The 584-nt window shown below is 66.4% G+C and carries 1 protein-coding gene; it reads left to right on the top strand.

Annotation, left to right across the window (positions count from 1 at the left end):
- Positions 1-584 (top strand): electron transfer flavoprotein subunit alpha/FixB family protein (locus AC1RTQ_RS24165; protein ID WP_492879505.1); only part of this gene is annotated, 584 nt, incomplete at both ends.

Here is a 584-nt window from a genome sequence, read left to right as displayed (position 1 = left end):
TGGACGTGGCCCAGATCAGCGACATCACCAAGGTCGACTCGGCCGACACCTTCGAGCGCCCCATCTACGCGGGCAACGCCATTGCCACCGTGCAGTCCGCCGATGCCGTCAAGGTCATCACTGTGCGTACCACGGGTTTTGACGCAGCGGCAGCGACTGGCGGCTCGGCGGCGGTGGAAACGGCGGCAGCCGTGGCCGACAGCGGCAAGAGCGCCTTTGTGGGCCGTGAAGTGACCAAGAGCGAGCGTCCCGAGCTGACGGCCGCCAAGATCATCGTCTCCGGCGGTCGCGCGCTGGGCTCGGCCGAGAAGTTCCAGGAAGTCATGTCGCCGCTGGCCGACAAGCTGGGAGCGGCCATCGGCGCGTCGCGCGCTGCGGTGGATGCGGGCTATGCGCCCAACGACCTGCAGGTGGGCCAGACGGGCAAGATCGTGGCGCCGCAGCTGTACATTGCCTGCGGCATCTCGGGAGCGATCCAGCATCTGGCGGGCATGAAGGACTCGAAGGTGATCGTGGCGATCAACAAGGACCCGGAGGCACCGATCTTCTCGGTGGCCGATTACGGTCTGGAAGCCGATCTGTTC

The sequence above is a fragment of the Comamonas sp. GW821-FHT11H03 genome (genome assembly GCF_058807955.1).
Note: the sequence above shows the minus strand (reverse complement) of the source record. Positions and strands in the feature narration are given on the sequence as shown.